At 71.2% G+C, this 24,355-nt stretch carries 24 protein-coding genes and 4 pseudogenes; 13 read left to right on the forward strand and 15 right to left on the reverse strand.

Features of this window, described 5'->3' with window-relative positions; translation table 11 throughout:
* Nucleotides 1-11: 11 nt before the first annotated feature.
* Together ACSUPV_RS05600 and ACSUPV_RS05605 are read right to left on the reverse strand one after the other, a co-directional pair.
* Nucleotides 12-2,696 carry an ATP-binding protein gene (locus ACSUPV_RS05600; RefSeq protein ID WP_359786337.1) on the reverse strand — a complete coding sequence of 895 codons (2,685 nt, stop codon included), beginning with the start codon at nt 2,694-2,696 and terminating at the stop codon, nt 12-14.
* Nucleotides 2,697-2,957: 261 nt separating this feature from the next.
* The gene (locus ACSUPV_RS05605) at nt 2,958-3,209 is read right to left on the reverse strand and encodes a hypothetical protein (protein ID WP_382610196.1); all 252 of its coding nucleotides are present in this window, start codon (nt 3,207-3,209) and stop codon (nt 2,958-2,960) included.
* Nucleotides 3,210-3,242: 33 nt separating this feature from the next.
* On the opposite strand from ACSUPV_RS05605, the pseudogene ACSUPV_RS05610 reads away from it, so the two are divergent.
* Nucleotides 3,243-3,323, forward strand: a pseudogene (locus ACSUPV_RS05610) (DUF2510 domain-containing protein); the annotation flags it as partial.
* Nucleotides 3,324-3,698: 375 nt separating this feature from the next.
* A complete protein-coding gene (locus ACSUPV_RS05615) occupies nt 3,699-4,961 on the forward strand; it encodes a hypothetical protein (RefSeq protein WP_436949873.1) in 1,263 nt (420 codons plus the stop codon).
* Nucleotides 4,962-5,120: 159 nt separating this feature from the next.
* On the opposite strand, the gene ACSUPV_RS05620 is transcribed toward ACSUPV_RS05615, so the two are convergent.
* Nucleotides 5,121-5,729, reverse strand: coding sequence for a TetR/AcrR family transcriptional regulator (locus tag ACSUPV_RS05620; RefSeq protein ID WP_037769363.1), 609 nt, complete (start codon nt 5,727-5,729; stop codon nt 5,121-5,123).
* 167 nt (nt 5,730-5,896) lie between these two features.
* Between ACSUPV_RS05620 and ACSUPV_RS05625 the strand changes: the two genes are divergently transcribed.
* Both ACSUPV_RS05625 and ACSUPV_RS05630 read left to right on the forward strand, forming a co-directional pair.
* Nucleotides 5,897-6,700 carry a phosphatase PAP2 family protein gene (locus ACSUPV_RS05625; RefSeq protein ID WP_037769366.1) on the forward strand — a complete coding sequence of 268 codons (804 nt, stop codon included), beginning with the start codon at nt 5,897-5,899 and terminating at the stop codon, nt 6,698-6,700.
* Nucleotides 6,697-7,644 (forward strand): hypothetical protein, encoded by a 948-nt coding sequence (locus ACSUPV_RS05630; protein ID WP_037769369.1) that lies wholly within the window; start codon nt 6,697-6,699, stop codon nt 7,642-7,644. Before ACSUPV_RS05625 ends, ACSUPV_RS05630 begins: the two co-directional genes overlap by 4 nt.
* Here the strand turns inward: ACSUPV_RS05630 and ACSUPV_RS05635 are convergent.
* Nucleotides 7,634-9,685 (reverse strand): phosphocholine-specific phospholipase C, encoded by a 2,052-nt coding sequence (locus tag ACSUPV_RS05635; protein WP_037769372.1) that lies wholly within the window; start codon nt 9,683-9,685, stop codon nt 7,634-7,636. The two genes, ACSUPV_RS05630 and ACSUPV_RS05635, sit on opposite strands and share 11 nt — an antisense overlap.
* 163 nt (nt 9,686-9,848) lie before the next feature.
* Here ACSUPV_RS05635 and ACSUPV_RS05640 point away from each other — a divergent pair, with 163 nt between their 5' ends.
* Nucleotides 9,849-11,138 (forward strand): MFS transporter, encoded by a 1,290-nt coding sequence (locus ACSUPV_RS05640; protein ID WP_031112603.1) that lies wholly within the window; start codon nt 9,849-9,851, stop codon nt 11,136-11,138.
* Here the strand turns inward: ACSUPV_RS05640 and ACSUPV_RS05645 are convergent.
* The gene (locus ACSUPV_RS05645; protein ID WP_436947042.1) at nt 11,117-12,331 is read right to left on the reverse strand and encodes a hypothetical protein; all 1,215 of its coding nucleotides are present in this window, start codon (nt 12,329-12,331) and stop codon (nt 11,117-11,119) included. The two genes, ACSUPV_RS05640 and ACSUPV_RS05645, sit on opposite strands and share 22 nt — an antisense overlap.
* Nucleotides 12,328-12,699 (reverse strand): peptidoglycan-binding protein, encoded by a 372-nt coding sequence (locus ACSUPV_RS05650; protein WP_037769377.1) that lies wholly within the window; start codon nt 12,697-12,699, stop codon nt 12,328-12,330. The genes ACSUPV_RS05645 and ACSUPV_RS05650 overlap by 4 nt, the downstream gene beginning before the upstream one ends.
* 281 nt (nt 12,700-12,980) lie before the next feature.
* On the opposite strand from ACSUPV_RS05650, the gene ACSUPV_RS05655 reads away from it, so the two are divergent.
* Complete coding sequence (locus tag ACSUPV_RS05655; RefSeq protein WP_436947043.1) at nt 12,981-13,685, forward strand: GNAT family N-acetyltransferase; 705 nt, start codon at nt 12,981-12,983, stop codon at nt 13,683-13,685.
* A 158-nt stretch (nt 13,686-13,843) separates the two neighbouring features.
* On the opposite strand, the pseudogene ACSUPV_RS05660 reads toward ACSUPV_RS05655, so the two are convergent.
* The 5 genes and pseudogenes from ACSUPV_RS05660 to ACSUPV_RS05680 all read right to left on the reverse strand — a co-directional run bounded on the left by ACSUPV_RS05660 (nt 13,844) and on the right by ACSUPV_RS05680 (nt 16,661).
* Nucleotides 13,844-14,825: pseudogene (locus tag ACSUPV_RS05660) on the reverse strand (aldo/keto reductase).
* Nucleotides 14,826-15,359: 534 nt separating this feature from the next.
* On the reverse strand, nt 15,360-15,770 hold the full coding sequence (locus ACSUPV_RS05665; protein ID WP_436947044.1) for an alpha/beta fold hydrolase: 411 nt from the start codon (nt 15,768-15,770) through the stop codon (nt 15,360-15,362).
* Nucleotides 15,771-15,801: 31 nt separating this feature from the next.
* Nucleotides 15,802-15,948 (reverse strand): annotated as a pseudogene (locus tag ACSUPV_RS05670) (helix-turn-helix domain-containing protein); the annotation flags it as partial.
* A gap of 122 nt (nt 15,949-16,070) precedes the next feature.
* Nucleotides 16,071-16,238, reverse strand: a complete 168-nt coding sequence (locus ACSUPV_RS05675; RefSeq protein ID WP_382610212.1) for a hypothetical protein — start codon at nt 16,236-16,238, stop codon at nt 16,071-16,073.
* A gap of 267 nt (nt 16,239-16,505) precedes the next feature.
* Nucleotides 16,506-16,661: a hypothetical protein gene (locus ACSUPV_RS05680; protein WP_382610214.1), complete on the reverse strand. Its 156-nt coding sequence runs from the start codon at nt 16,659-16,661 to the stop codon at nt 16,506-16,508.
* 98 nt (nt 16,662-16,759) lie between these two features.
* Between ACSUPV_RS05680 and ACSUPV_RS05685 the strand changes: the two genes are divergently transcribed.
* From ACSUPV_RS05685 to ACSUPV_RS05700, 4 genes and pseudogenes are all read left to right on the forward strand, one after another.
* Nucleotides 16,760-17,257: a Chromate resistance protein ChrB gene (locus ACSUPV_RS05685; RefSeq protein WP_382610217.1), complete on the forward strand. Its 498-nt coding sequence runs from the start codon at nt 16,760-16,762 to the stop codon at nt 17,255-17,257.
* A complete protein-coding gene (locus ACSUPV_RS05690) occupies nt 17,254-17,685 on the forward strand; it encodes a chromate resistance protein ChrB domain-containing protein (RefSeq protein WP_382610220.1) in 432 nt (143 codons plus the stop codon). The genes ACSUPV_RS05685 and ACSUPV_RS05690 overlap by 4 nt, the downstream gene beginning before the upstream one ends.
* Nucleotides 17,682-19,079: a chromate efflux transporter gene (gene chrA, locus ACSUPV_RS05695; RefSeq protein WP_436947045.1), complete on the forward strand. Its 1,398-nt coding sequence runs from the start codon at nt 17,682-17,684 to the stop codon at nt 19,077-19,079. The genes ACSUPV_RS05690 and chrA overlap by 4 nt, the downstream gene beginning before the upstream one ends.
* A gap of 209 nt (nt 19,080-19,288) precedes the next feature.
* Nucleotides 19,289-19,543, forward strand: a pseudogene (locus tag ACSUPV_RS05700) (MarR family winged helix-turn-helix transcriptional regulator); the annotation flags it as partial.
* A 187-nt stretch (nt 19,544-19,730) separates the two neighbouring features.
* Here ACSUPV_RS05700 and ACSUPV_RS05705 read toward each other — a convergent pair.
* Complete coding sequence (locus ACSUPV_RS05705; RefSeq protein WP_436947046.1) at nt 19,731-20,075, reverse strand: hypothetical protein; 345 nt, start codon at nt 20,073-20,075, stop codon at nt 19,731-19,733.
* 78 nt (nt 20,076-20,153) lie between these two features.
* Between ACSUPV_RS05705 and ACSUPV_RS05710 the strand changes: the two genes are divergently transcribed.
* Entirely contained in the window at nt 20,154-20,636 is a 483-nt protein-coding gene (locus ACSUPV_RS05710; protein ID WP_436947047.1) for a heavy metal-responsive transcriptional regulator, read from the forward strand.
* Nucleotides 20,637-20,747: 111 nt separating this feature from the next.
* Here the strand turns inward: ACSUPV_RS05710 and ACSUPV_RS05715 are convergent, their stop codons facing one another.
* A complete protein-coding gene (locus ACSUPV_RS05715; RefSeq protein ID WP_436947048.1) occupies nt 20,748-20,951 on the reverse strand; it encodes a hypothetical protein in 204 nt (67 codons plus the stop codon).
* A gap of 783 nt (nt 20,952-21,734) precedes the next feature.
* Between ACSUPV_RS05715 and ACSUPV_RS05720 the strand changes: the two genes are divergently transcribed.
* A complete protein-coding gene (locus tag ACSUPV_RS05720) occupies nt 21,735-21,866 on the forward strand; it encodes a hypothetical protein (protein WP_359786317.1) in 132 nt (43 codons plus the stop codon).
* Between the two features lie 316 nt (nt 21,867-22,182).
* On the opposite strand, the gene pspAA is transcribed toward ACSUPV_RS05720, so the two are convergent.
* Both pspAA and ACSUPV_RS05730 read right to left on the reverse strand, forming a co-directional pair.
* On the reverse strand, nt 22,183-22,461 hold the full coding sequence (gene pspAA, locus ACSUPV_RS05725; RefSeq protein ID WP_359786314.1) for a PspA-associated protein PspAA: 279 nt from the start codon (nt 22,459-22,461) through the stop codon (nt 22,183-22,185).
* The gene (locus ACSUPV_RS05730; protein ID WP_037769389.1) at nt 22,458-23,231 is read right to left on the reverse strand and encodes a PspA/IM30 family protein; all 774 of its coding nucleotides are present in this window, start codon (nt 23,229-23,231) and stop codon (nt 22,458-22,460) included. Before ACSUPV_RS05730 ends, pspAA begins: the two co-directional genes overlap by 4 nt.
* A gap of 487 nt (nt 23,232-23,718) precedes the next feature.
* Here ACSUPV_RS05730 and ACSUPV_RS05735 point away from each other — a divergent pair, with 487 nt between their 5' ends.
* The gene (locus ACSUPV_RS05735) at nt 23,719-24,324 is read left to right on the forward strand and encodes a hypothetical protein (protein WP_436947049.1); all 606 of its coding nucleotides are present in this window, start codon (nt 23,719-23,721) and stop codon (nt 24,322-24,324) included.
* The last annotated feature ends 31 nt before the right edge of the window (nt 24,325-24,355 follow it).

Below are 24,355 nucleotides of genomic sequence, written 5' to 3' on the forward strand. Positions count from 1 at the left end.
GGGTGCGGTGCTCAGCGCGGCCCGGCGCCCGACTCCAGTTCCGCGCGGGCCCGGGCCGCGAGTCCGTCCGCGCCGCACGAGACCGCCAGGTCAAGGCCGCGCCGGAGGTCGGCCACCGAGCGGGCGGCGATGCCGTACTCGATGCGGGCCGCCGCGTGCTCGTACTGGCAGGGCGAGGCCTCCAGGTAGGTGACGGCCTGGCCGGCGAGCCGGACCGCGCGCTGGCCGGTCTCCAGGGCGGCGGCGCAGCGCAGGGCCTCCCCTATGGCGGTGTCCGTGCCGAAACGCTCGGCCTGGCGGCGGACGTCGACGGCGAGCCGGGCGGCGCGGGCCGGGTCCTCGGTGGCGAGGGCGCGGGCGAGGTCGGCCGCCCAGGGGACGAGCACCGGGTTGTGGTGGCCGCGCGCTGCCGCCGCCTTCTCGGCGGCCTCCAGTTCGTTGACGCCGTCCTTGACGCGGCCGACGGCCAGCAGCAGCCGGCCGCGCACCGTCCGTGGATCCGGAAGCACTATGGTCGACGGGTAGGGCGGGGCGAAGCCATACCGTTCGGCGACGTCCCAGGCCTCGTCGACATGACCGCGGGCGAGCAGCGTGTCGACGAGATTGCAGATGACGGTCCAGTACAGAGGCAGCCCGCGGCCGACGCGCTCGGCGAGAGGCAGCGCCTCACGCAGGGACTGTTCCGCATCCCTGAGGCGGCCGCGCCTGCGGTGTGCGACGCCGACATAGGCGTGTGCGAGGGCGAGGTGCCCGCCGGTCCAGCCGGCGATCTCGTAGGCGCGCACGGCATCGTTGAAGAGGTTTTCGGCGCGGTCGAGGCGGTCGGTGTAGGCGTACGCGTTGGCCAGCATCAGCAGCAGCTCGATGCCCCACTCGGTGCCGGTCCAGCCGAGCCCGGAAGCCAGGCGGCCATTGACGAGAGTACGGTCGCACAGCTCAACGACCTCCTCGGCGTTCTCGCCGTGCATCAGGGCGTCGAAGCCGCGCAGGATGAGCAACGCGCGTTCGGAGTTGTCGCGCCCGGTGCAGGTCCGCGCGAGTTCGGCAAGGCGCTCGGAGCGGCCCGGTGAGGCGACCTCGTCGGCGTGGATCCCCTCCCACATCAGGCGCACGGCCTCCAGCCGTATCCGGGCGGGCCCGGGGTCGAGCCGGGCCATCTCGGCCTCGACCGTGCGGACGGCCTCCTCGAGCTCGTCGTTGTGGACCAGCGCCTGCGAGAGGCGGACGACGGCGTTCACCCGGTCGTCGCCATCCAGGCCGGGCATGCCGAGCGCCGCCCGCAGGTGGCCGATCGTCCTGCCGGGCGTGATCAGGAGGGTGGCGAAACCCAGTTCGCAGAGGACCTGCGCCCGGACGTCGGGCCGGGGCGGTTCTTCCAGGGCGCGCTCCAGGCAGCGGCGGGCGGCGTCGGGGGCACCGACGGCGAGGTGCTCGCGGGCCGCCTCCCGCAGTTGCCCGACGAGTTCCTCGTCGTCGTCAGGGTGGACTTCGAGGAGGTGACGGGCGGCGGCCGCGGCGCCGTGGCCCTCGTCGGTGACGATGCGGGCGGCGATGCCGTGCATGGCGGTGCGCAGGGCGTCCGGGATGGAGTTGTAGACGGCGGTGGCGATCAGCGGGTGGACGAACTCCAGGGCGCCGTCGGCGGTGCGGCCGGTCGCCGGGCCGGGTGCGGTGAGGATGCGGGCGGTGCGCAGCAGTTCGGCGCAGCGGCGGGCGTCGTCGGGCTTCAGAGTGGCTAGCTTGGCGACCAGGTCGACGGAGATGCCGGTGCCGAGGATGGCGGCGGCCCAGGCGAACCTGGTCGCGTCGATGCCGAGTCCCTCAAGCCGGGCGACCAGGCCGCCGCCGCGGGCCGAGCGGTTCAGCTCGCGCAGTTCCCCGGCCCGGGCCTCGACCGGTTCGAGGTCGCTGTCCTGCACCTTGGCGAGAAGTTCGACGGTGTCGTAGGGGTTGCCGGCGGTGACGGCCCAGACCTCGCGGCAGAACGCGGCGTCTACGTGCTCGCCCAGGGTGGCGCGGGTGAGTCCGGCCGCCGCGTCCGGGGTGAGGGCACTGAGGGTCGTGACGGGGCCGTCCGCGGCGGCGGCGACGGCGTCGAGGAAGCGGGCGCTCGCGCCGGAGACCTCGCCCGGTCGGCGCGTGACGACGACCAGGACGGACATCTCGTCGAGGCGGTCGGCGAGCGCGGCGAGCCAGTGCAGGGTCTCCTGGTCGGCCCAGTGGGCGTCGTCGATGAGCAGCACCAGCGGCCATTCCCGGCGGGAGAGCCGGCGCACGGCGGCGACCAGGCCGTCGCACACGCCCTGCGGGTCGGCCTGCCGGTCTCCGGGGTCCGCGATGCCGAGGGCGGGGCCGGCGATGTCGTACCAGTCCCCGAGGTACTCGCGGGCCTCCTCGGGCAGCATCGACACGAGCGCCGGTTGCAGTAACTGCCGTACGACGTTGAAGGGAACGGACCGGAGGGTCTCACCGCCGCGTGCCGACCAGACGGTGCAGCCGCGCGCCTCGGCGATGCGGCGGCTTTCGGCCAGCAGTGCCGTCTTGCCGAGTCCGGCCTCGCCGCGGAAGACGAGCAGTCCGCCGGACGAGGAGCGGTCCGCGCACAGGCTGTCGACCGCCCGCGTGACGGCGGCGACTTCCTCGTCGCGCTCCCAGAGGGAAGCCGAGGCGGCGGCCGTGGGCCGTACCTCCGTCATCCCGTTACCTCCCCAAGTCGCCCGAACGACGTCCAGACGTCGAGCGTAGCCGTCCGATTGCCTGAGTGGAGGAGGGTCGGGGCACCTGTTGCCGTGACGGGTGACACCGGGTACGGCCGAACGACGCGTCCGGCCCGCCACCAGCCGTCTTCGGGTCAACGGCGTGCAATTGCAAGGGAGGTGACGGTCATTCACCGTGGCGGCGGGACATGCGCGGCTCGGCGGGCGCCGGTCGGAGGGTCGGTGGGTCGGTGGGCGGTTTCACGGGTGGTACGAGTTCGGCGTCCACGGCTGCTGCACGGCGATCAGCGCGGCGCGGTCCTTCACGCCGGAGGGCGGCAGCGGGGTCGAGGGACTGGTGCAGGCGTACGCGTCGTTCGCGCTCGCGTTCTTCCTCCGTCCCGTCGGGGCGGCGCTTTTCGGCCCGGCGGCCGGGCCCCCTGTCGAGTTGGTACCGGGGGTGGCGGTGTCGGCGCGGCGGCTCGCGGAATGACCGAGTCCGGCTCCTCTCATGCCTCTTTCACCGACGCCTCATACGGTGGGGGCATGACGCAGGAGACGCCTCCCGGGTGGTACCCCGACCCCGGACAGACAACTGACGGGCCCGCCACGGAACGCTGGTGGGACGGCAAGGCCTGGACGGACCGCATCCGCCCGGCGCAGCCGCCCGCGACCTGGGGTCCCCCGACAGCGGGGGCCTCACCGGCGGATCCGGCCCCTGGCACGACGCCGCCGAGCGCCTCGACACCCACGGGACAGCCGAGCACTGCCGACCGGCCGACCGGCTCGGCCCAGCAGGGACCCGGGCAGCCGACCGACGCCGGGGCAGCACCGGGTGGTGCCGGGCGGCCGGGAGATGCCGGAGAACCGGACGCCGCGGGACAGCCGCCCGGCGCGGGGCAGTCGGAGGGCGGACAGCCGACTGACTCCGGGCCCGCACTGAGCGGCGCCGGACAGCCACAAGCCGCGGGCGAACCGGATGCCGCGGGGCGGCCGACCGGCATGGGGCGGCCGGAAGGCGGACAGCCGGCCGACGCCGGGCCGGCGGGAGCACCCGGGCATCCAGGCGGTGCCGGACAGCCGACCGGCCCGGGCGTCCCAGGAGCACCCGCGTATCCAGGTGGTGCCACGCAGTCGACCGGCCCGGGCTCCCCGGGAGCACCCGGGTACCCGAGCGGTGCCGGGCAGCCCGGAGTCGCCGGACATCCCGGGGGCCCTGGGCACACGGAAGCCGCCGGGTCGACCGGCGGCGTCGGGTATCCGGCGGCCACCGGGCACGCAGCCGACGCCGGGTATCCGGCAACCGCCGGGCCGGCAGGGGGCGTCGGGTATCCGGCAGCCGTCGGCAACGCGGCCGGTGTCGGGTACCCGCCCGGGCCCGGGTATCCGGCAGGCGGGTACCCCGCCTACCCCGCCGCGCCCCCGGCCGGGCAGGGGCGGCGGTTGCGGACCGGGATAGCCGTGGGGGTGGCCGTCGTCGTGCTCGCCAGCATCGGTGTCGGCGTGTACGCGCTGACCGACAACGGCGGTTCGGGTGGCGGTACCGCCTCCTCCCAGGGACCGGGCGGCCAGGGCGGGCCGTTCGGAGGGCCGGGCGGAACCGGGGGTTCCGGTGAGTCCGGCGGATCCGGGGGGTCCGGCGGTCCTGGGGACTCCGGTGGCTCCGGTGGGTCCGGCGGCTCCGGTGGTCAGAGTCCGCAGCCCGGTCGGCCCGAGCAGTCCGAGCCGCCGAAGGTGCGGAGCGGGTCCGTGACCGACGCGGTCAGCGGGATCAGCCTGCCGATCCCGAAGGGGTGGTACGGCCAGGAACTCACGGTCGGAGCGCAGGTGACGTCCGACGACTCCTACAAGTGCCCCGGCGACACCTCCTCGACCTGCACCAAGGGCGGCGCGTACTCGGCACCGGCGCTCGCCCTCGGCACCAGGGGCGACACCGCCGAGGAGATCGCCAAGGCGGACATCGCGGCGAACGCCGAGGAGTCCTACGGCGGCAAGTCCTACGGCGGCATCACCTCCCACGACGTGCTGGCCTCCGAGACGGTGACCGTCGCCGGGCAGAAGGGCTACCTGGTCCGCTGGAAGGCCGTCACGAGCAAGGGCGCCGACGGCATCGTGGAGTCGCTCGCGTTCCCCTCCCCGGCGAACGCGCGGCAGATGGTCGTCGTCCGCTTCGGCGTCGACGCCGACCAGAAGGAGTCCGTCCTCGACGAGATCACCAAGGGCATCAAGGTGTCGACGGGCGGCGGCAACGGCCAGGACGTCTGATCCGTCCGGGGCGCTCCCCCGAACCCGGTCGGCCGGGTGGGGCGCCCCCGCCGCTCACGGGGGAACCCCACCCGGCCGGGGGGTGCGCGCCGCCCCCGTCCCCACGGGTCGGCGCGGTCGGGTCACCGTCCGGTCATCCGGCGGACGGCGGCCCGGGTCTCAGGTCAGGCCCAGCGCGGGCAGCACGGCGGCCTCCACGAAACGCACCAGGTAGTCCGGGTCGGCCGGTTCGCCCTCCAGCACGGGCCGCAGGCGCAGCACGCCGAGCATCTGCGCCGGGATGTACTCCAGCGCCGGGTGGTCCGCCGGCACCTCCCCCCGCTCGACCCCGCGCCGGACGATCCCCTGCAACGCGGCGATCTCCGGCTCGACCACCGCCTCGCGCAGTGCGCACTGCAGTTCCGGGTCCTGGGTGGCGGCGTGGGCGAGCGCCTGGAGGAGTTTGGTGTCCCGGCCCGACAGGTCGCCCATGGCCCGCGCCGCGGCGCGCAGATCGTCGGCCAGCGAGCCGGTGTCGACGCAGCGCGTCCGCCGGTGCGAGCGCAGCGCCGCCGCCACGAACTGCGGCTTGGTCTTCCACTGACGGTAGAGCGTGGACTTGCTGCACCGGGTGCTGGCGGCGATCCCCTCCATGGTCAGGGAGTCGTAGCCGCACTCGCGGAGCTGCTCCAGCACGGCGTCGAAGAACTCCTGCTCACGCTCCGGCGTGATCTTGGAGCGGCGCGAGGAACCGACCTGCCCGGGTCGGTCCGCAGCCTGCGACGTCATGGGCGGTGCTCCTGGCCTTCGTCGGGCGGCCGGAAAATTCCCGGCCGGCGGTGTGTCGTACGTCTATCGATACGCCAGTGTACCGGTACGCGGCCGTATCGGTACACTGCCGTATCGGTACGACCTCGTACCGATAACAGCACCACCGTCACCGAAGGGGCCGGGGGATGAATGCCCGCACCGAGCCTGCGCCGGCGGGGTCCGACGCGATAGCGCGACCGCCGCTCGTCCGGGAGCTCCTGCTCGTCGCAGGGCTCTTCCTCGTCTACAAGTTCGGCCGGCAGCTGGCCACGGGCCACACGGGCGAGGCCTTCCGCAACGCGCACCGCGTGTGGGACGTCGAACGAGCGGTCCACCTGCCCGGCGAGGGGGCGGTGCAGTCCCTGCTGCTGCACGGCGACGGCCTCGTGCACCTCGCGAACACCTACTACGCGACCGTCCACTTCCCGGCCACCGCCGCGTTCCTGGTCTGGCTGTACCTGCGCCGCCCGGCCCACTACGTCTGGGCCCGCCGGGTGCTGGCCGCGGTCACCGCCGCCGCGCTCGTGGGGCACCTGCTGTTCCCGCTCGCCCCGCCGCGCATGCTGGCCGCCACCGGCCTGGTGGACACCGCGCGGCTGTACGGGCCGTCGGTGTACGGCGACCCCGCGACCGACACGCTGTCGAACCAGTTCGCGGCGATGCCGTCGCTGCACTTCGGCTGGGCGCTGATGGTGGCCGTCGGACTGATCGTCGCGATCCGCTCGCGTCTGCGGTGGCTGTGGCTGCTGCATCCGCTGCTGACCCTGCTGGTGATCGTCGGCACCGCGAACCACTACTGGCTGGACGCGACTGTGGCGACGGCCCTGCTCGGCCTCGCGCTCGCGGTGATCCACCCGCCGCACCGCACGGCGACCACGGCCGGCCGCGCGCAGGGCGGTCTCGTGCCGGCGCAGCGGGACGAGCAGACGCTGGTGGGGGCGGGCCGGTGAACGCCGTGCTGGTCGCCGTCGCCCTGTCCCTCGTCTCCGCCGTCGCCTACGCGGCGGCCGCGGTCGCCCAGGAGCGGCTCGCCGCCCGCTCCCCCGGCTCCGGTGCGCTGCGGCTGCTCGGCAGCGGCGCCTGGTGGTGGTCGGTCGGGCTGAACGCGGCGGCCGCGCTGCTGCACGTGGTGGCGCTGCGGTACGGCCCGCTGACGGTGGTCCAGCCGCTCGGCGCGCTCACCCTGGTCGCGGCGGTGCCCCTGGGGGCGCGGATGGCGGGGCGGCGGGTGAGCGCGGTCGAGTGGAAGGGCACCGCGCTGACGCTGCTCGGCCTGGCCGCGATCCTGGTCACGGCGTCCGGTCCGGCCCCCGACGACGTGCTGAGCGTGCCCGAGGCCGTGGGGGTCGCGGGCGCCACCGCGGCCCTCATCGGGCTGCTGTCCCGGCCGGGCGCCCGTCCCGGGCTGCGGCACGCGACGGCGTCCGGTATCGCCTCCGGCGTCGCCTCGGCCCTCACGCAGACCGTGACGGTGGCCACGACGGACCGGACCGGTCCGCTGCTGAGCGTCCAGGTGGTCGGGGTGGCCCTGCTGGTGGCGGCCTTCGCGGCCGGCGGGCTGCTGCTGTCGCAGACGGCGTACCGGGGCGGCCTGGGCGGACCGCTCGCGATGGTGACCCTGGCCAATCCGCTGGCCGCCGCGGTGATCGGCCTGTCGCTGCTGGGCGAGCGCCTCCAGGGCGGCCCGGCGGGTGTGCTGCTCGCGCTGGCCGGGGCGGGGCTGGCGTCCTGGGGCGTGGTCCTGCTCAGCCGGGCGGCTCCCCGGGAGGAAGCGGCGGACGACGACCATCCGGTGGCCGTCGTCCTGGCCCTGGAGCCCGGCTCGGCGACGGCCGAGCCGGCGTGGGTGCCCCGGCCGCACGATCCGGGGCACCTGACCACGGCTACGCGGTGATGATCGCCGGGTCGCTCACACCCGGCTTGCCGTTCTCGACGTGCCCCGCGAGCCGCCGCAGGAACGCCTTGTCGCCCTCGGCGGTGACGGTCAGGTCGTACCAGCGGCGGCTCGCGGCGAGTTCGACGGTCCGCCGCACCTTCGCGCCGGGGCGGACGGTGACGGTCGAGGGCCGGCCGCCGTAGCCGTCGGTGATGCGCAGCCGGGCCGTGCCGGAGCCCTGGTTGGTGAAGGTCAGCTCGATGTCGTCGCCCTGGTGGCGGGCGGTGACCTCGCAGCCGGCCGTCCTGTTCGAGCCCATGAAGACGCGCACGAAGCCGTTCGGGCCGTGCACGGTCAGGTCGTAGGAGCCCGCCGAGTAGGCCGAGTTCCAGGTGTCGGAGAGCGTCTTGCCGGCCTCGGTGGTGTACGTCCAGGGGCCGTCGGCGCGGTTGCCGGAGGTGACGTGGAAGGCGCCGCCCGCCTTCGCCCCGGTGGCGAAGGTGAGGGTGAGCTTCCCGGCCGCCGCGTCGACGGAGGCGTCCACGTGCGGGGCGTACTTCAGCGGCCGGGAGCGGCGCAGGCCGCGTTCCTGCCGGGGCATGCGCGGGTCGGCGGGCGGGGTCGGCTTGTAGTCGGGGTGGCGTTCGCGGTCCTGCGGCTCGTACGCGTCGGTGCCGGGCAGCGGGGCCGGCCGGGCGTCCTTGCGGGAGAAGTCGAACGCGGCCGTCAGGTCACCGCAGATCGCCCGGCGCCACGGCGAGATGTTCGTCTCGCGCACGCCGAAGCGGCGTTCCATGAACCGCAGGATCGAGGTGTGGTCCAGGGTCTCGGAGCAGACGTAGCCGCCCTTGCTCCAGGGCGAGACGACCAGCATCGGCACCCGGGGTCCGAGGCCGTAGGGGCCGGCCGTCTTCTTGCTGTCGCCCGGGAAGAGGTCCAGGGAGACGTCGACGGTGGACCGGCCGCGGGAGGCGTCCTTCGGCGGCAGCGGCGGCACCACGTGGTCGAAGAAGCCGTCGTTCTCGTCGTACGTGATGAACAGCGCGGTCTTCGACCAGACCTCCGGGTTGGAGGTGAGGGCGTCCAGGACCTGGGCGATGTACCAGGCGCCGTAGTTCGAGGGCCAGTTGGAGTGCTCGGAGAAGGCCTCGGGGGCGGCGATCCAGGAGATCTGCGGCAGCTTGCCGGCCTTGACGTCGGCGCGCAGCAGGTCGAAGTAGCCGTCGCCGGCCTTGGCGTTCGTACCGGTGCGGGCCTTGTCGTACCAGGGGTCGCCGGGCTTGGCGTCGCGGTACTTGTTGAAGTAGAGCAGCGAGTTGTCGCCGTAGTTGCCGCGGTAGGCGTCCTCGATCCAGCCCCAGGAGCCCTTCGCGTCGAGGCCGTCACCGATGTCCTGGTAGATCTTCCAGGAGACGCCGGCCTGTTCCAGGCGCTCGGGGTAGGTCGTCCAGCCGTAGCCGAGTTCGGCGTTGTCCAGGACGGGGCCGCCGCCGGTGCCGTCGTTGCCCGTGTACCCGGACCACAGGTAGTAGCGGTTCGGGTCGGTGGAGCCGATGAACGAGCAGTGGTAGGCGTCGCAGACGGTGAAGGCGTCGGCGAGGGCGTAGTGGAAGGGGATGTCCTCGCGGGTCAGGTACGCCATGGTCGTGGTGCCCTTGGCGGGCACCCACTTGTCGTACTTGCCGCCGTTGTAGGCCTGCTGGCCGTCGGGCCAGGAGTGCGGCAGGCCCTCCAGGAACTGCATGCCGAGGTCGTCGGCGTCCGGGTGGAACGGCAGGATCTCCTGGCCGTCCTTCTCCTGGTGCCAGACCGGTTTGCCGTTGTCCAGGGTGACCGGGCGCGGGTCGCCGAAGCCGCGGACGCCTCTCAGGGTGCCGAAGTAGTGGTCGAAGGAACGGTTCTCCTGCATGAGGACGACGATGTGCTCGACGTCCTCGATCGATCCCGTGCGGTGGTTGGCCGGGAGCGCGGCGGCGCGCTGGATGCTGGCGGACAGCGCGCTGAACGCCGTGGTGGTGCCCGCGAGTTGGAGGAAGCGGCGCCGGTTGACTTCGGACATGAAGGACAGACCTCTCATCCTGAGATGCGGGATGGCCGGAACGTGACGGAATCTGCGCGGAAGGAGTGTTTCAGGGACACCAAACGCCACGGAAGGCGCTGGTGACACTCGTGTGAAAGTCGCCGGTACGTGAGGTGTGCCGGGGCGCCGCCAGGGGAGGGTCATGGACGTGACAGAGACGAAGACGGCTTCCCCGCCCACCGAACGGCCCGTCCGCCAGCTCCTCGCCGCCTCCGTCGGCAACGCGGTGGAGTGGTACGACTGGTACGCCTACACGTTTCTGGCCACCTACATCGCCGCCCAGGTCTTCCCGAAGAGCGCGGACAACTCGCTGGTGCCGCTGCTGTCCACGTTCGCGGTCTTCGCCGTCGGGTTCTTCATGCGCCCGGTCGGCGGGCTGCTGATGGGCGCGGTCGCGGACCGGCACGGGCGGCGGGCCGCGCTGACGGTCACCATCCTGCTGATGGGCGGCAGCAGCCTGCTGGTCGGGCTGACCCCCACGTACGCGGCGGTGGGCGTGCTGGCGCCGGTGGTCCTGGTGCTCGCGCGGCTGTTGCAAGGCCTGTCCGTGGGCGGCGAGTTCGCGGCCTCGACGACCTTCCTGGTCGAGTCGGCGGGGCCCGGCCGGCGCGGGCTGTTCTCCAGCTTCCAGTACGTGTCGACGACCGTGGGGCAGCTCGTCGCCTCGGGCATCGCCACACTGCTCGTGGACACGCTGAGCGACGGGCAGATGAACGGCTGGGGCTGGCGGGTGCCGTTCCTGCTCGGGGCCGTGCTGAGCCTGGTCGGCTTCTGGATCCGGCAGGGCGCGCAGGAGACCCGCAGCGCCGAGCAGCAGCGGGCGCCGCGCCCCGGGTTGTTCGAGGCGCTGCGCCGGCACCCGCGCGAGTCGCTCCTCATCGGCGGCATCACGGCGGGCGGCACCATCGCCTACTACACGTGGACGTCGTACCTGCCGACGTACGCCGAACTCAACGCGGGTGTCGAGAAGTCGGACGCGCTCCTCGCGGGCACGATCTCACTGGCGTTCTTCGCCCTGCTGCAGCCGCTCGGCGGGCTGCTGTCGGACCGATTCGGACGCCGCCCCCTGCTGCTCTTCTTCGGCCTGGGCTTCGCGCTGCTCGCGGTGCCCCTGCTGCACACGCTGCGCGACTCCTTCGCCGTGCTGCTGCTCGTGCAGTGCGCCGGCATGGTGCTGCTGACCGGTTTCACCTCGATCAGCGCGGCCGTGAACGCGGAGGTCTTCCCGCCCCGGGTCCGCGCGGCCGGCATCGGCTTCCCGTACTCCCTGACGGTGGCCCTCTTCGGCGGCACGGCCCCCTACGTCGGCACCCTGTTCAAGGAGCAGGGGCACGCGGGGCTCTTCCCGTGGTACGTCGCGGTGATCTGCCTGGTGTCGTCGGTGGTGTACCTGCGGTTGCCGGAGACGGCTCACGCACCGCTGCGGCGGTGAGGGGGCGGCAGCCCGTCGGTGCCCGGCTCGCCGTCCCCGCCGTCCGTGGCTGCCTCGTGCGGCTCCTCGTCCTCACCCGCGCCGTCCGGGAAGGCGGTCGGCACCGCGGGGGTCACGGGCTCGCCCGCCGCGCCGCTCTTCACGGCGGCGCGCTCGGCGTCGGTCACCGCCTCGGTGGTCCTGCCCACCTCCGACAGCGTCATCTGGGCCCGGTCGTCGACCAGCCGGGTCACCAGGTGCTGTGCGGCGCCGAAGGCCGCGGCCCAGCCGAGGACCTGCGCCCTGCTGTCGAGGTCGCTGAGGCCGGGGACGAAGGCACCCCTGATCAACAGCAGGCCGAGGAAGGCCGACAGGGCGCCGGTGGGGAACTTCAGCACCGCCGACGCCAGCGGCAGCATGTACGGGGAGTCGGTGCCCCGGATGCGGCGCAGGGAGGCGATGACGGTGAGGGCGGCGCCGGCCAGTCCGGCGATCTCGACGGTGAGGATGTCCCTCGGCTGGGCCAGGTCGCTGGCGGGGGTGCCCGTCGGCACGTTGTGATGCTCCGCCGTGGGGCAGACGACATCGATCCCGCTCGTGTCGCCGGGGCTGACCTTGGGCGCGAAGCACATGCTCAACGACTGCGGGTAGAACCAGCCGTAGACGGCGAGGCCCGCCACGCCGAGCAGGACGAGGAACGTCGCGGTCCACAGGATGTTGCGCAGGCTGCGCACCCGGGCGAGTTCGTCGTCCAGCGCGTTGTAGGCGGCATCGAGTGCCCGGACCATGAGGTCCCGGTCGCTCCGCGTCGCCTGGCCGGAGGTGATGGCACGCAGCCGCCGGGCGAAGCGGACCCGCCGTGGGTCGTCGATGTCCAGGTGGTCCTTGACCAGCGCCATGACCTCGCTGGCGCGGCCGGAGGCCTCCTCGTCGGACACCAGTTGAAGGAGCAGCACCTCGGCGCTGCGCACATTCGACCAGACGCCCTCGCGGGCGGCCGATCCCGACCAAGGGCGCTGCCAGCCGAAATTCTCGTCCGCGGCGTGCCGGGCCCTTTCCAGATGGTTCCGCGTTCCCTCGACAAGGGTCATGCGGCCTTCCGGGCAGGGCCCGACGCTCACGTGTTCCAGCTGCGCTTCGAGATAGTCGATCCGGGTCTTGGCCCGGGCGCGCCACGCCGTACGCGCGGGGCGTCCGGGAGCGATGGCGATCACTCGTAGACGGCGGGCACGTGCAGCCTCTCCCAGGACTTCGGACCCGGCGTGCCGTCAGCGTCGCGGCCCGAGAACCCGAGCTTGCGCTGCCATTTCGCGTACGACTTCCGGTCCGCCTCGCTCCACTGGGAGTCGGGACCCTCGGCGTACGCCGAGCAGTCCTCTTCGATGAGGCGGTAGCCCATGGCCTCGATGACCGGGCTGCTCACGGACGACTGGAAGAAGTCGGCACCCGGAAACGGCTCGTACTCGTCGTCATGGTGCGAGTGCGGCGGGGCGACACGGATCCGCTGTTTGGGGAAGATGATGTCCGGATCCGTGATTTCGGGGTTCCATTCGAGGATCTGGTCCAGTGTCACACGGAACATTGCGGCGATCTTACTGAGCGTGTCACCGCGTTTCACTACGTAGAACTCTGCTGTCTTTTCCATGTATCCACGGTAAATCAACACCCCGAGGCGAAGAAGTGCGGCCGGTAAAATCGAGGGCAAAAAGCACCGGGCCACAACGTGCGGAATTCCGTTTCGATTTCACTTTTTGATTCGGAAACGGCCTGAAGAGTCGACCTGGTCGACCGTCCGCGTCCGTGTCGGGGATAGGGTGTACCCCGAAATCATCCGGGGGACGGTCCGAGAAAGGCACAGCAGGGATGAGGAGCGGGGACACCGCCGTACTCGACGACCCGGTGGGCGAGTCACTGCGCGGTCACCACGCGGCTCTCGCCCGCCGGCTCGGCCGCGCCGCCGCGTACGTGCCGGAGGTCGCGACCTTCTCGGCGGTGTCCTCCGCCGCGGGTCCGGCGGACTGGGCCGATCTCGCCGGACTGCTCGGTCCAGGCGAGTTCGCCGACCTGTTCAGCTGCCGGGCGACCCCGCCGCCGGACTGGGAGCCGGTGTTCGTCCTGCAGGGCCGGCAGATGATCCTGCCCGGCCTGAGCGGGCCCGCTCAGGCCCGTGCCGCGAGCGACACCGGCGTGGTCGAGCTGGGCGCGGCCGACGTGCCCGAGATGCTCGAGCTCGCCGCGCGGACCCAGCCCGGGCCGTTCTGGCCGCGCACCCACGAACTCGGCACCTACCTCGGTATGCGCGCCGGCGGACGGCTGGTGGCCATGGCGGGCGAACGGCTCCGGCCGCCGGGCTGGACCGAGATCAGCGCCGTCTGCACGGCCCCCGAGGCACGCGGGCAAGGCCACGCCGCCCGCCTGGTGAACGCGCTCACCGCACGCGTGCTGTCCCGGGGCGAACGGCCGTTCCTGCATGTGGCGGAGACGAACACCGCCGCGATCGCCCTCTACGAACGGCTCGGCTTCGAGAGCAGGAAGCGGGTGACCTTCCGCGGGTTCCGTACTCCGTGAGCGGCACAGGGCGGCGGTCGGTCGGGGCGGGGCGTGTCCCTCGAACTGCCTTGCTCAGGCCAGGGCGATCCGCAGCTGAAACACCGCGCGTCCACGCGGATGCCATGGCCGCTCAGATACCTGGGGCACGCCCCCGAGCGAGTCGATGTGCCTGTCGCTCATTGATCAGTCTCGAGGAGCTTTTTGAGGCTCATGACGTCCTCGTCGGTCCGGTTGCCGTGTATCTCGATCTTCGCCAGCTCGCTCTCGATCCGGGCGAACTCTTCGTCGATGAGGTCGAGTTCGGCGGCGTCCAAGTTCTCCTGGATGCGGTGGAGCTTGCGGGAGCCGGGGATGGGCACGATGAAGTCCTTCTTGTGCAGCATCCAGGCCAGCGAAATCTGTGCCGGAGTGGCTCCCTTGTGGTCCGCGAAGCTGGTGAGGAGGTCCACGAGGGGCTGGTTGGCGCGAACGTTGTCCTTGTGGAAGCGGGTGATGACCCGGCGGGCGTCGTCCCCGGTGTAGATGTCGTCGCCCGAGACCATGCCGGAGAGGAAGCCGCTGGCGAGGGGGCTGAAGGGGACGAATCCGATGCCGAGTTCCTCGCAGGCGGGGATGACGTCCCGCTCCCACATCCGCTCCATGATCGAGTACGTTCTGCACGGCCGTCAGCGGAGTGATGGCGTGGGCGCGGCGGATCTGTTCCTCGGTGGCCTGGGACTGGCCCCAGCCGAGGATTTTGCCCTCGGCGTTGAGTTCGCCCATGACGGCCGCGACGTCCTCCACGGGGATCGAGTCGGGCACCCGGTGCTGGTAGTACAGCTCGACGTGGTCGGTCCCGAGTCGGGCCAGGGACGCCTCCAGGTGGGCGCGGATCTGCCGGCCCAGCTCGGTGCGGGTGTGAGAGCCGTCCAGGTAGAACTTGGTGGCGATGACGACCTGGTCGCGGATGGGCGCCGGCGCTCGGCCGACGAGGTTTTCGTTGGCACCGTCGGCGTAGACCTCCGCGGTGTCGAAGAAGGTGCACCCCAGGTCGAACGCCTTGCGGATCAGGTCGACGTCTTCAGGGTCGCTCACTGCGGGGCCGTAACCATGGCTGAAACCCATGGTGCCCAGTCCAACGGCGCAGACTTGGAGTTGGCCGAGGATCCTTGTCCTCATGGAGTCTCCTTTCGGTACGAGGTACGGATTCAGGTCTGGTCGGGGTGCAGGCCGATGACATAGCCGGGATGAAGATGCTCCGACCGGCCCGCAGACAGGGCTGTCGATGAGTTCCCACGACGTACGGCTCGGCGTGACGGGGGATGCCAGGCTCCTGGCACCAGTTGTCACCTAGAGGCCGTCCCGTACGGGATGTGAGTTATTAGTGAGGGCCCGGTTGTGGAGCCGGGCGATGCCGAGCATCGCCCGGTGAACGCCGTTGCCCTTGACCGGCAATCCCGCAGGGGATTCATGCACGGTGCGAGGTGACTCGTCGTCCTCATCCGCACCATCGCCTTCAGCGGCATCCGCAGCGTCTCGGCGTGCCCGCTGCCTCGGCGGCCGGTCCGGTCGCTTCGCAGATTTCCTTCCCCCGCAGCGGCGTGTACGCGCCGGCGGCGGGGCCAGGACCGCCCAGTCGGTTCCGGCACCGCCCGTGGTTCCGGCAGGAACGGGCGGGCCGCACGATCGTGCGGCCCGCCCGTTGCGAGGGGGTCAGTGTGCCGAGATGAACTCGTGCATGACGCGGTTGAACTCCTCGGCGTGTTCCATCTGCGCCCAGTGGCCGCAGTTGTTGATGAGGTACAGCCGGGAGGATGGAATCATCGCCATCAACCGCAGCGCGTTCTCGAAGTGGACGGCGCGGTCGTTCCGCCCGTGCACGATCAGCGTGGGCACGGTGAGCTCGGCCAGCAGCGGCGGCAGGTCCTGGAACAGCTGCGGCGGGCCATTGAGATCCCCGCTGGACAGCGAGAGCCTCATGTTCTCCAGGTGGTCGGGGCGCGCGAGCGCGGCCTCCGACCGCGCGCGGGCGAGGTCGGCGTCCTCGGCGAGCGCCGGGTCGTGCGCGAGCGCCCCGACCATCGCCTGGAAGTTCGCCGGCGACGGGTCGAAATAGGCGCGCACCAAGGGGAGGATTCCCCCCGAGGACGCGGTAGGCCGTCGACTTCGGCAGACCGGCGCGGCGCGCCACCTCACTCAGCGTCAACACGCGGCCGTGACGGAACACTTCCAGCAGATCGAACGCCTTCTGCATGACCGACGACGGAACGGCCGTCTCCCGCACTGCGGCTCCATTGCCCATGTGCAGTCCTTTCACGAACGCCTTGAGAACGATCGTTCAAGGGCCTGTCTCGCAGATCGGTGCGGGGGGGGGAGGCACCTCGGGTGATCTGCGAGACAGGCCCTGGGGCGGTCAGGCCGTGATCAGCTTGGCGATCCGCAGCCCGTGCTCGGCGGCCATTCGATCTTCGAGGACATCACGTACTGCGGAATGATGAGTACGTAGACCGGCACCATCAGGGTCAGCATCATCATGCCGAAGAAGAACGCCCGCCCGCGGAACTTCAGCCGCGCGAAGGCGTAGGCCGCCATGGAACAGCTGACCAGGTTGCCGAGCAGCGCCCCCAGGACGACGATCGCCGAGTTCGCCAGGTACAGCCCGAACGGGTGCGACAGCGCGCTCCAGCCGTCGGTGCAGTGGCCGAAGTCCGTGTCCGTGGGCAGCAGGGAGAGGTCACGGAAGATCAGGGCGTCGGGTTTGAAAGCGCGCGAACGCGGGCCACCCGCCTCCGGCGGTGCGCGGCAGGAGAAAAGGCAGGAGCGGGCGAAGGGGTGTCTTCGGCCTTCAGGAACGTCGTCTCACTTACCGTCACCGTAGAACACCCATCTCTTGCTGAAGTAGAAGTTGATTGCGGTCAGGACGCCGACGATCAGCACGAGCAGCCATGCCATCGCGGACGCGTAGCCCATGTGGAGCCGGCCGAAGCCCTCGCCGTAGAGGTACAGCGACAGCATTGATGTAACCACGGTTGCGTGTAACCATGGTTGCATCGCCATGCGTCGAGCCGCCCGGGAAGCCACCGTGAACCACACCGTACGAACCGGAATTCTCCGTGCCCCCTGACCGACCGGCACGCGGCCCGGGCGAGTGGGTCCTGCTCTCCTACCGGATGCCCCGGGAACCCTCCACGCCCCGCATCACCGTCTGGCGCAAGCTCAAGCGCCTCGGAGTCGCCCAGCTCTCCGACGGTCTGGTCGCACTGCCCGCCGACGCCCGCACCCGCGAACAACTGGAGTGGCTCGCCGACGAGGCGATCGAGGCGGGCGGCACGGCATCCATCTGGCTGGCGCGCCCCGCGAGCCTCGCGCAGGAACGTGAGCTGGCTACCGCCATGGCTGCAGCCCGCGCCGCCGAATACCAGGCTGTGATCGACCAAGCCGCCGAGGCGACAGGCGGCACCCACACCGCGGCCGCCGTCCGGCGGCTGCGCGCCGAGTTGCGGCGCATCGGCCGCCGCGACTTCTTCCCGCCACCCGAACGCGACCGCGCCCACGCCGCCGTCCGCGCCCTGGCAGAACAGACCGAAACACCCAAGGAGGAGAACGCATGAAGTGGGCGACCCGCGCCGGCATCCACATCGACCGTGCCGCCTGCGCCTGGCTCATCCGCCACCACGTCGACAAAGAAGCCGAGTTCGTCTTCGTCACCGACCCCGCCGATGTCCCGGACGACGCAACGCCGTTCGACATGCGCGGCGTCGCCCTCGGCCACCACGGCGGCGACTGCTCCTTCGAGACCATCCTGCGCCGCTACGACCTGACCGACCCGGTGCTGTGGAAGCTGGCCGAGATCGTCCACGAGGCCGACCTCGACGACGAGCGCTACGACGCCCCCGAGGCCCCCGGCCTCGACGTCGTCCTGCGGGGCCTGTCCATGATCTGCGACGACGAACGGACCTTGGAGCTGACCGGCCCGCTCTTCGACGGGCTGTACGAATACCAACGCCGGGCCATGCTGATCGGACGGGATCCCGCATGAGCGCCCCCGAGACCACGGCCGGAAGCACGACAAAGTCCGCAGCCGTACGCGATGTCGTGCCGTTCCCCACGGCCGTGCGCACCTGGTTCGCGATATCCCTGCAGACCTTCGGCGGCCCTGCCGGGCAGATCGCCGTCATGCAGCGCGCCCTGGTGGAGGAGAAACGCTGGATCGGCCAGCAACGGTTCAACCATGCCCTGAGCTACTGCATGCTGCTGCCCGGCCCCGAGGCCCAGCAACTGGCCATCTACGTCGGCTGGTTGCTCAACGGCACCCGCGGCGGCCTGGCCGCCGGTACCCTCTTCGTCCTGCCGGGCATACTCGCCCTGCTGGCCCTGTCCGCGCTGTACGTCGCCTTCGGCACGACCGCCGCCGTCACCGGGCTGTTCGCCGGGCTCGCCCCCGCCGTGGTCGCCATCGTCGCCCAGGCGGTCTGGCGGGTGGGCCGCCGCTCCCTGACCCACCCGGCACTGATCGCCCTGGCGGTCGCGTCGTTCGCCGCACTTGCTCTGTTCGCCGTCCCCTTCCCCCTGGTCGTCGTCGCAGCCGCGCTCATCGGCTGGCTACTGGCCCGCCTCGCCCCGCACACCCTGCGCCCGGCCGCCGCACACACGGCCGACGACGGACCGCCACCGCTGATCGCCGACGACGCACTGCACGCCGAACGCCCCAGCCGCCGCCGGGCGTTGCGCATCCTCGGCCTCAGCCTGCTGCTGTGGGGCGCGCCCCTGGCCGCAGTGGCGGTCCTCACGGGCGCCGGAAGCGTCTTCACCACCCAGGGCCTGTTCTTCTCCGGCACCGCCCTGGTCACCTTCGGCGGCGCCTACGCCGTCCTCGCCTACGTCGCCCAGCAGGCCGTCCAGCACTACGGCTGGCTCGGCGCGGGCGAAATGGTCCGCGGCCTCGCCCTCGCCGAGACCACCCCAGGACCGCTGATCATGGTCGTGCAGTTCGTCGCCTTCCTCGGCGCCTACCGCGACCCCGGCGCCCTCAACCCCTGGGCCGCGGCTCTGCTCGGCGCGCTGCTCACCACATGGGTGACCTTCGTGCCCTGCTTCCTGTTCATCTTCCTCGGCGCCCCCTACATCGAGCGCCTACGCGGCAACCGCTCCGTCTCCGCCGCCCTCACCGGCATCACGGCAGCCGTCGTCGGCGTCATCGCCAACCTCGCCGTCTACTTCGCGCTCCACACCCTGTTCACGAAGGTCGACGACCGCACCTGGGGCCCGCTGCACCTCCAGCTCCCTGACCTGTCCACCGTCCGGCCGACCGCCCTGGCCATCACCCTCGCCGCCCTGGTCATGATCTTCGGACTCAAGTGGAGTGTCCTGCGCGTCCTGGGCATCTGCGCCGCTCTGGGCCTAGCCGTCGCCGGAGCCACCGCGGTCTGGTGATGCGACATTCCGAACAAGCCCCTCTTCCTCCGCCAGCCTTTCGCTGGACCGGCTGTTCGAACTCGCCGAAACGCTCGGAGCCCTGATAGCGCGCGGCATGGCGGAGCGGGGCATCAGCCGGGCCCGGGCGGGCCTGCTGTGGGCGCTGCTGCACGGCGGTCCGATGACACAGCGGGCCCTTACCGCCCGGCTGGCGCGTCACGCCCCGCAATGTGACCGGGCTGCTGGATGCCCTGGAGACGGATGGGCTGGTCCGGCGCGAGGCGGACCCCACCGATCGACGCGCGCTGCTGGTCTCCCTCGCCGAGCAAGGGCGGTCGCTGACGGCCGCGCTGCGCTCCGGCCGCGACGAACTGGCGGCCGAGCTGTTCCAGGGCATGCCGGATGAGCAGGTCGCCGCCTTCACCGCCGGGCTGGAGACAGTGATCGAGCGACTGCGGTCCACTGCGCTGCCCGACTGCTGATCAGTGACCGGCCTGGCGGAGCAGCGGGCAATTCGTTGCAGATCAGCACGCAGATCGTTATTCGCCAACAGCGGTCTGGCTTCCCGACTATGGGGAGGGCTTCGTCGAGCAAGGTGTCGGTGCGTGCGGGACGGCGGGCCCGGCATCGAGGCGCGAGAGGGGGCAGGATGCAGGCATCCGCCAGGTGTCAGTCAGTTCCGGACGCGGGCAGTCCGGCAGCGGCGAGTGCCTGGCGCAGGTCCGCCGTGGTCGGCGCGCCGTCAGCGGTGCCGTCCGGGTGCCGGTAGAGCCGGCAGGACACGCTGGGCCGGGACTCGGCCGTGGCGAACGGGTCGACATCGTTCAGCAGGATGGTGGGTGATCCGGTCATCTGCCACTGCGCTGCTCCCGCCTCGTCGGACACCTCAATCCAGTCAACAGGGACTTCTCGGCCGTCCAGGGCGCTGTCGATGCGGTGGCGTACGACGGTAGCGTTCGGACAGCCCGGGACCGTCAGGACGGTGATCCGCAGTCTCGTCTCGCGCGGGGTCACGGGAAACCTCCCGGTTCGTCGCTGCCTGGAACCGTAGACCTTCCAGTGCGCTGGAAGGTCAAGGGCTAGCCTGGAGGTATGCGTATCGGCGAGGTCGCCGCCGCCAGTGGTCTGACGACGAAGACCATCCGTTTCTATGAGCAGGCCGGGCTGCTGTCCGCACCGCCTCGTACCGCAGGCGGCTACCGCGACTATCCAGGCCAGACCGTCAAACGGCTGGCGTTCATCCGCGACGCCCAAGGCGCTGGCCTGACTCTGGCCGAAATCTGTTCGGTGCTTGCACTGCGTGATGCCGGTTCCTCCCCCTGCACGCACGTCACCGCGCTCATCAACCAGCACATCGCGGACATCGACCAGCGCCTGGCCGAGCTCCGCGCCACCAGGGCAGTCCTGCGCACCCTCGCGGGGCGTGCCGCCGCCACCGATCCGGCCGACTGCACCGATGCCGACGTCTGCCGCATCCTCACCAAGGTGAGTGGCTCCCTTGGTGAGCGCCCTCACGGAACCGGCCAGGCGGCCTTGTCCAGCGTGAATCATCCGGGAGCAGGCCCCGGCTCGTGAGGAGCGCTTCGATGCTGCGCGCGGTATGGAATGGCACGGTGTTCGCGGGGTGTTCGCGGAGTCCCCGCGCACGGTAATCGTCCAGGGCACTGGAGCCGGGGCGGCATGCGGTCAGCGGCCTTCGCCCGTCCGGTCGCCCGGTTCGGTGCCGCTGGGGCTGAGCCGGACGCAGCATTCTCCGGGCTCGGGGGCCAGGACGGCTTGGACTCCGCTGATTCGGAGGCCGTCGAGGTAGCCGGTGAGGAAGGCGTGGTTCATGCCGCACACCAGGTCGGGAGTCTTGGCGGCCAGGGGGTGGAAGGGGCAGCTGCGCAACCGAAGGTCGGTGGGGTTTCGCGGACGGGTTCCTAGCCGTGCTCGTCCAGCATGCGCTCGCAGGCGGTCAGACCGCGTTCGGCACCGAGGCGGCCTGGGCGCGTCTGTTCCTCAGTAGGCAGCTGGTGGAAAGCCGACAAGCGCACCGACCGGATCGGTCTGCCCGTCAGCTACGCCCTGCTGGTCTCCTTGCGAACCCCGGACGTCTCAACCGACCTGTACACACCCATCGCCACCCGGCTCGGCGTGCCGGTCGAGGTAGCGCCCGCCGCCCGGACCGAAATCATCTAAGGCATCCCCGTCCAGATGGAGTTCGGCTGGTGAGCCGCCGGCAGCTCGTGCGACGAAGCTAATCCTCGTCCTGTTCATTCGTACATCAGCGAAGGCGAGCACGAAGGGACCCTGCACGCGGAGCGCCTCGTGACGCAGACCGCAGGAGAGCTGGTCGAGCGAGTCCGGATCACCACCGACGAGCAACCCTGCGGTGCTGGCGCAGTACGCCACGGGTTCTGGCCAACGCACCGCGTCAGGCGGATCAGCTGATGCAGGACTGCAGCCGCCCGTAGACGGAGGAAGCCGGACACCATCGCGACGACTGGGTCACCCCGACATCTGGAAGCCAGCCGGCACGGACAAAATGAGCGGGCGCCCGGCAGGGCGCTTCGATGTGTGGCGCTGCCAGATGCGAGGCCCCTCACTCGATGCCAGTCTGGTCAGAGGACTGAAAGCGATGCAGGAGGTGCGGTCATGGGCGCAGAGGGGATGAGGCAGCGAGCCAAGGACATGGCTGAGAGGTTGCTGCAGAAGGGCCAGGGTGGGCAGAGCAGCAAGTCGCGACACAGGAGCGAAGGGCGCGGCAAGCGCATCGAGGAGCAGATGAAGAAGCTCCAGGAGCGGCGGCACCGGCATCGGTGACCGCTGGTCCGGCCCCGGGTGCCGGCCCGACGTGTTGAACACGCTCAGCGGTTTCGACGTGCACGCGCGAGTGCGGACATGACTGTCGCGCATCCCCGAGCACCGCCTGCAACAGCCCTTCCCGCTCGACGTCCCGGCCGACCAGCCCAGCGCAGGAATCGCCGCAGAGCCCGCTGGCACAGACCAAGGGTGCGAGCACCTGCTGCCTTGGGATACGCCTGACTGCACGGGCCTCATCCGCGCCACCGAGTTTTGCGGCTCCGACCACCTCCCGGCCGTGGCCTACGGGCGACGCGGACATCGTCCCTGCGCACGATCACCCCGGGATCAGGCCCTCGTCGGTCAGCAGCGCCTGTACGTCGGTCAGGCTGGCGTCCGAGTCGGGGAGCACCAGGTCGGACGGAGTGATCGCTTCGTCCGGCAGCGGGGTGCCCAGGCGGCGCACGGTATCGAGGAGGGCGTGCAGCGCGGTGTGGAAGGCTGCCTCGTCGTCGGCGTCGGCCGCGGACTGCAGGGCCGAGTCGGGCTTGTTGAGCTCGTCGAGGCGGGCATCGGTGACGGCGTACTGGCCCTCGCCGAGAATCCGGATGATCATGGCGTCTCCTGTTCCCTCGAGCGGCCGGGGCTGCCGCCTTCCACGGCCGCCGGACGGGCGGCGGATGCGGGGAGTTGGGCCTTCATCCGAGCCAGCTCCTGCTCGATTTCGGTGCCGGAGCTGAGGGCCTCCAGTTCTGCCTGGATGTCGTCGCGGCCGGCGGGAAGGGTCGCGTCCGCGAGGACCCCGGAGTCGATCAGCTCGTCCAGGGCGCCGGCGCGCGCCTGCATCTGCTCGGTCTTGTCCTGGGCGCGCTGCATGGCCAGGCCGACGTCGCCCAGCTCTTCACTGATGCCGGTGACGGCCTCGGTGATGCGGGTCTGGGCCTCCGCCGCGGTGTAGGTGGCCTTCATGGTCTCCTTGCGGGTACGGAAGGTGTCCACTTTGGCCTGCAGGCGCTGCGAGGCGACGGTGAGCTTGTCCTCGTCGGCCTGCAATGCTGCCTGCTGGCTCTGCAGATCGTTGAGCTGGGAGGTCACCGCGCTGCGCCGGGTCAGCGCCTCGCGGGCGAGGTCCTCGCGGCCTGCGGCCAGTGCCTGCTGTGCTTGGGTCTGCAGTTTCCCGGCGTACTGCTGTAGCTGTACCAGCTGCAGATCCATCCGCTTGCGGCTGGTGGCCACATCCGCCACCCCGCGCCGCACCTTGCGCAGCAGCTCCAGTTGCTGGGTGTAGGAGTAGTCCAGCACCTCACGTGGATCCTCGGCCCGGTCCAGAGCCCGGTTCGCCTTGCTCCGGAACAGCAGGGTGACGCGGTCGGCGATGCTGCTCACAGCCCCGCCTCCTCTCCTCGGACAGAGGCGTACACCTTCAGGCTCCGCCCGGCGGTGGTGTGCCGCAAACCCGACTGCGGCGATCCGGGCCGCGGCCCGGGCGGTGCCCCTTCCCGTACATCCGCCTGAACCTGTGAGCGAGGAGGCCCGGCTGCGCATTGTCGGCACCCACCGGAACCAAGACCTGCGCAGTAGTCCAGCGCACCGAGGTTGTGGCAGGTCAGGCAATGCGGAGATACCGACCGGGTGACGGGGTCACCAACTAGGCAGATTTAACCCGATTTACGACTTTTTGCTGTTTCGCCGATCGAGTGAGGGTTAGCCGAGGAGGGGAGAGAGGGCCGCACAGTGCCAGGGGCAGGCGGCTTCAGTCTCGGCGTCAGCAGGGGTGGAGCGTGGTGGGGCGTGTATCGATGCCGCGGACAGTCAGGGTTCTTGACCAGATCCATGGGCGGTGTGCCCGAGAGAAGGGGAGAAGGAGGGACTCATGGGTGACATGGCGAGAGAGGGTGCCGGGCGTGCTCAGCGGGCCGGGCAGACAGCGAAGCAGGAGGCGTCGGCGACGGCCGACCGGGCCAGGCAGGCGGCAGGTGAGGTCGCCGGTACGGTCACCGAGCAGGCAAAGGTCGTAACCGGTGAAACCCGGGAACAGGCCGGAGCGGCAACTCGTGAGCTGCGGGGTCGGGTCACCGAGCAGGCCGAGAGCCAGACCAAGCGTGGGGCGCAGGCCCTGCGGCAGTGGGCGGACGACCTGTCCGGTCTTGCGGACAAGGCAGACGGTGATTCCCCCGCGAAGACCCTTGTGGCGCAGGTGGCCGACCGCGGTCACCGTGCCGCCGACTACCTGGACAAGCAGGGCGCGGAAGGCTTGGTCCAGGATCTGCAGGGCTTCGCTCGACGGCGGCCGGGCGCCTTCCTGGGCGCGGCGGCGCTGGCCGGGTTGGTCGTCGGGCGGCTTGCCAAGGCCGGCAGCAAGGCCGACGGCTCCCGTCCAGGCCCGTCGGCGCTGCCCCCGTCTCCGAGTGAGCGGACGAGTCAGCAGAGCTTGCCTGCAACGGGCGTGCCACCGGAGCTTCCTGGCCGGGGGGTTTGAGATGTCGTCGGTTTCGCCGCAGTCCCCGCGG

This window comes from Streptomyces sp. SudanB52_2052, assembly GCF_964272415.1.
In the GTDB taxonomy this organism is placed as follows: Bacteria; Actinomycetota; Actinomycetes; order Streptomycetales; family Streptomycetaceae; genus Streptomyces; species Streptomyces olindensis.

Excerpts from the sequence above, each read along its gene's own strand:
- ACSUPV_RS05600 (WP_359786337.1), bottom strand. The coding sequence starts at position 2,696 with ATGACGGAGGTACGGCCCACGGCCGCCGCCTCGGCTTCCCTCTGGGAG.
- ACSUPV_RS05605 (WP_382610196.1), bottom strand. The coding sequence starts at position 3,209 with ATGAGAGGAGCCGGACTCGGTCATTCCGCGAGCCGCCGCGCCGACACC.
- ACSUPV_RS05615 (WP_436949873.1), top strand. The coding sequence starts at position 3,699 with ATGGGGCGGCCGGAAGGCGGACAGCCGGCCGACGCCGGGCCGGCGGGA.
- ACSUPV_RS05620 (WP_037769363.1), bottom strand. The coding sequence starts at position 5,729 with ATGACGTCGCAGGCTGCGGACCGACCCGGGCAGGTCGGTTCCTCGCGC.
- ACSUPV_RS05625 (WP_037769366.1), top strand. The coding sequence starts at position 5,897 with ATGAATGCCCGCACCGAGCCTGCGCCGGCGGGGTCCGACGCGATAGCG.
- ACSUPV_RS05635 (WP_037769372.1), bottom strand. The coding sequence starts at position 9,685 with ATGTCCGAAGTCAACCGGCGCCGCTTCCTCCAACTCGCGGGCACCACC.
- ACSUPV_RS05640 (WP_031112603.1), top strand. The coding sequence starts at position 9,849 with ATGGACGTGACAGAGACGAAGACGGCTTCCCCGCCCACCGAACGGCCC.
- ACSUPV_RS05650 (WP_037769377.1), bottom strand. The coding sequence starts at position 12,699 with ATGTTCCGTGTGACACTGGACCAGATCCTCGAATGGAACCCCGAAATC.
- ACSUPV_RS05655 (WP_436947043.1), top strand. The coding sequence starts at position 12,981 with ATGAGGAGCGGGGACACCGCCGTACTCGACGACCCGGTGGGCGAGTCA.
- ACSUPV_RS05675 (WP_382610212.1), bottom strand. The coding sequence starts at position 16,238 with ATGGCGGCCTACGCCTTCGCGCGGCTGAAGTTCCGCGGGCGGGCGTTC.
- ACSUPV_RS05680 (WP_382610214.1), bottom strand. The coding sequence starts at position 16,661 with ATGCTGTCGCTGTACCTCTACGGCGAGGGCTTCGGCCGGCTCCACATG.
- ACSUPV_RS05690 (WP_382610220.1), top strand. The coding sequence starts at position 17,254 with ATGAAGTGGGCGACCCGCGCCGGCATCCACATCGACCGTGCCGCCTGC.
- chrA (WP_436947045.1), top strand. The coding sequence starts at position 17,682 with ATGAGCGCCCCCGAGACCACGGCCGGAAGCACGACAAAGTCCGCAGCC.
- ACSUPV_RS05710 (WP_436947047.1), top strand. The coding sequence starts at position 20,154 with ATGCGTATCGGCGAGGTCGCCGCCGCCAGTGGTCTGACGACGAAGACC.
- ACSUPV_RS05720 (WP_359786317.1), top strand. The coding sequence starts at position 21,735 with ATGGCTGAGAGGTTGCTGCAGAAGGGCCAGGGTGGGCAGAGCAGCAAG.
- pspAA (WP_359786314.1), bottom strand. The coding sequence starts at position 22,461 with ATGATCATCCGGATTCTCGGCGAGGGCCAGTACGCCGTCACCGATGCC.
- ACSUPV_RS05735 (WP_436947049.1), top strand. The coding sequence starts at position 23,719 with ATGGGTGACATGGCGAGAGAGGGTGCCGGGCGTGCTCAGCGGGCCGGG.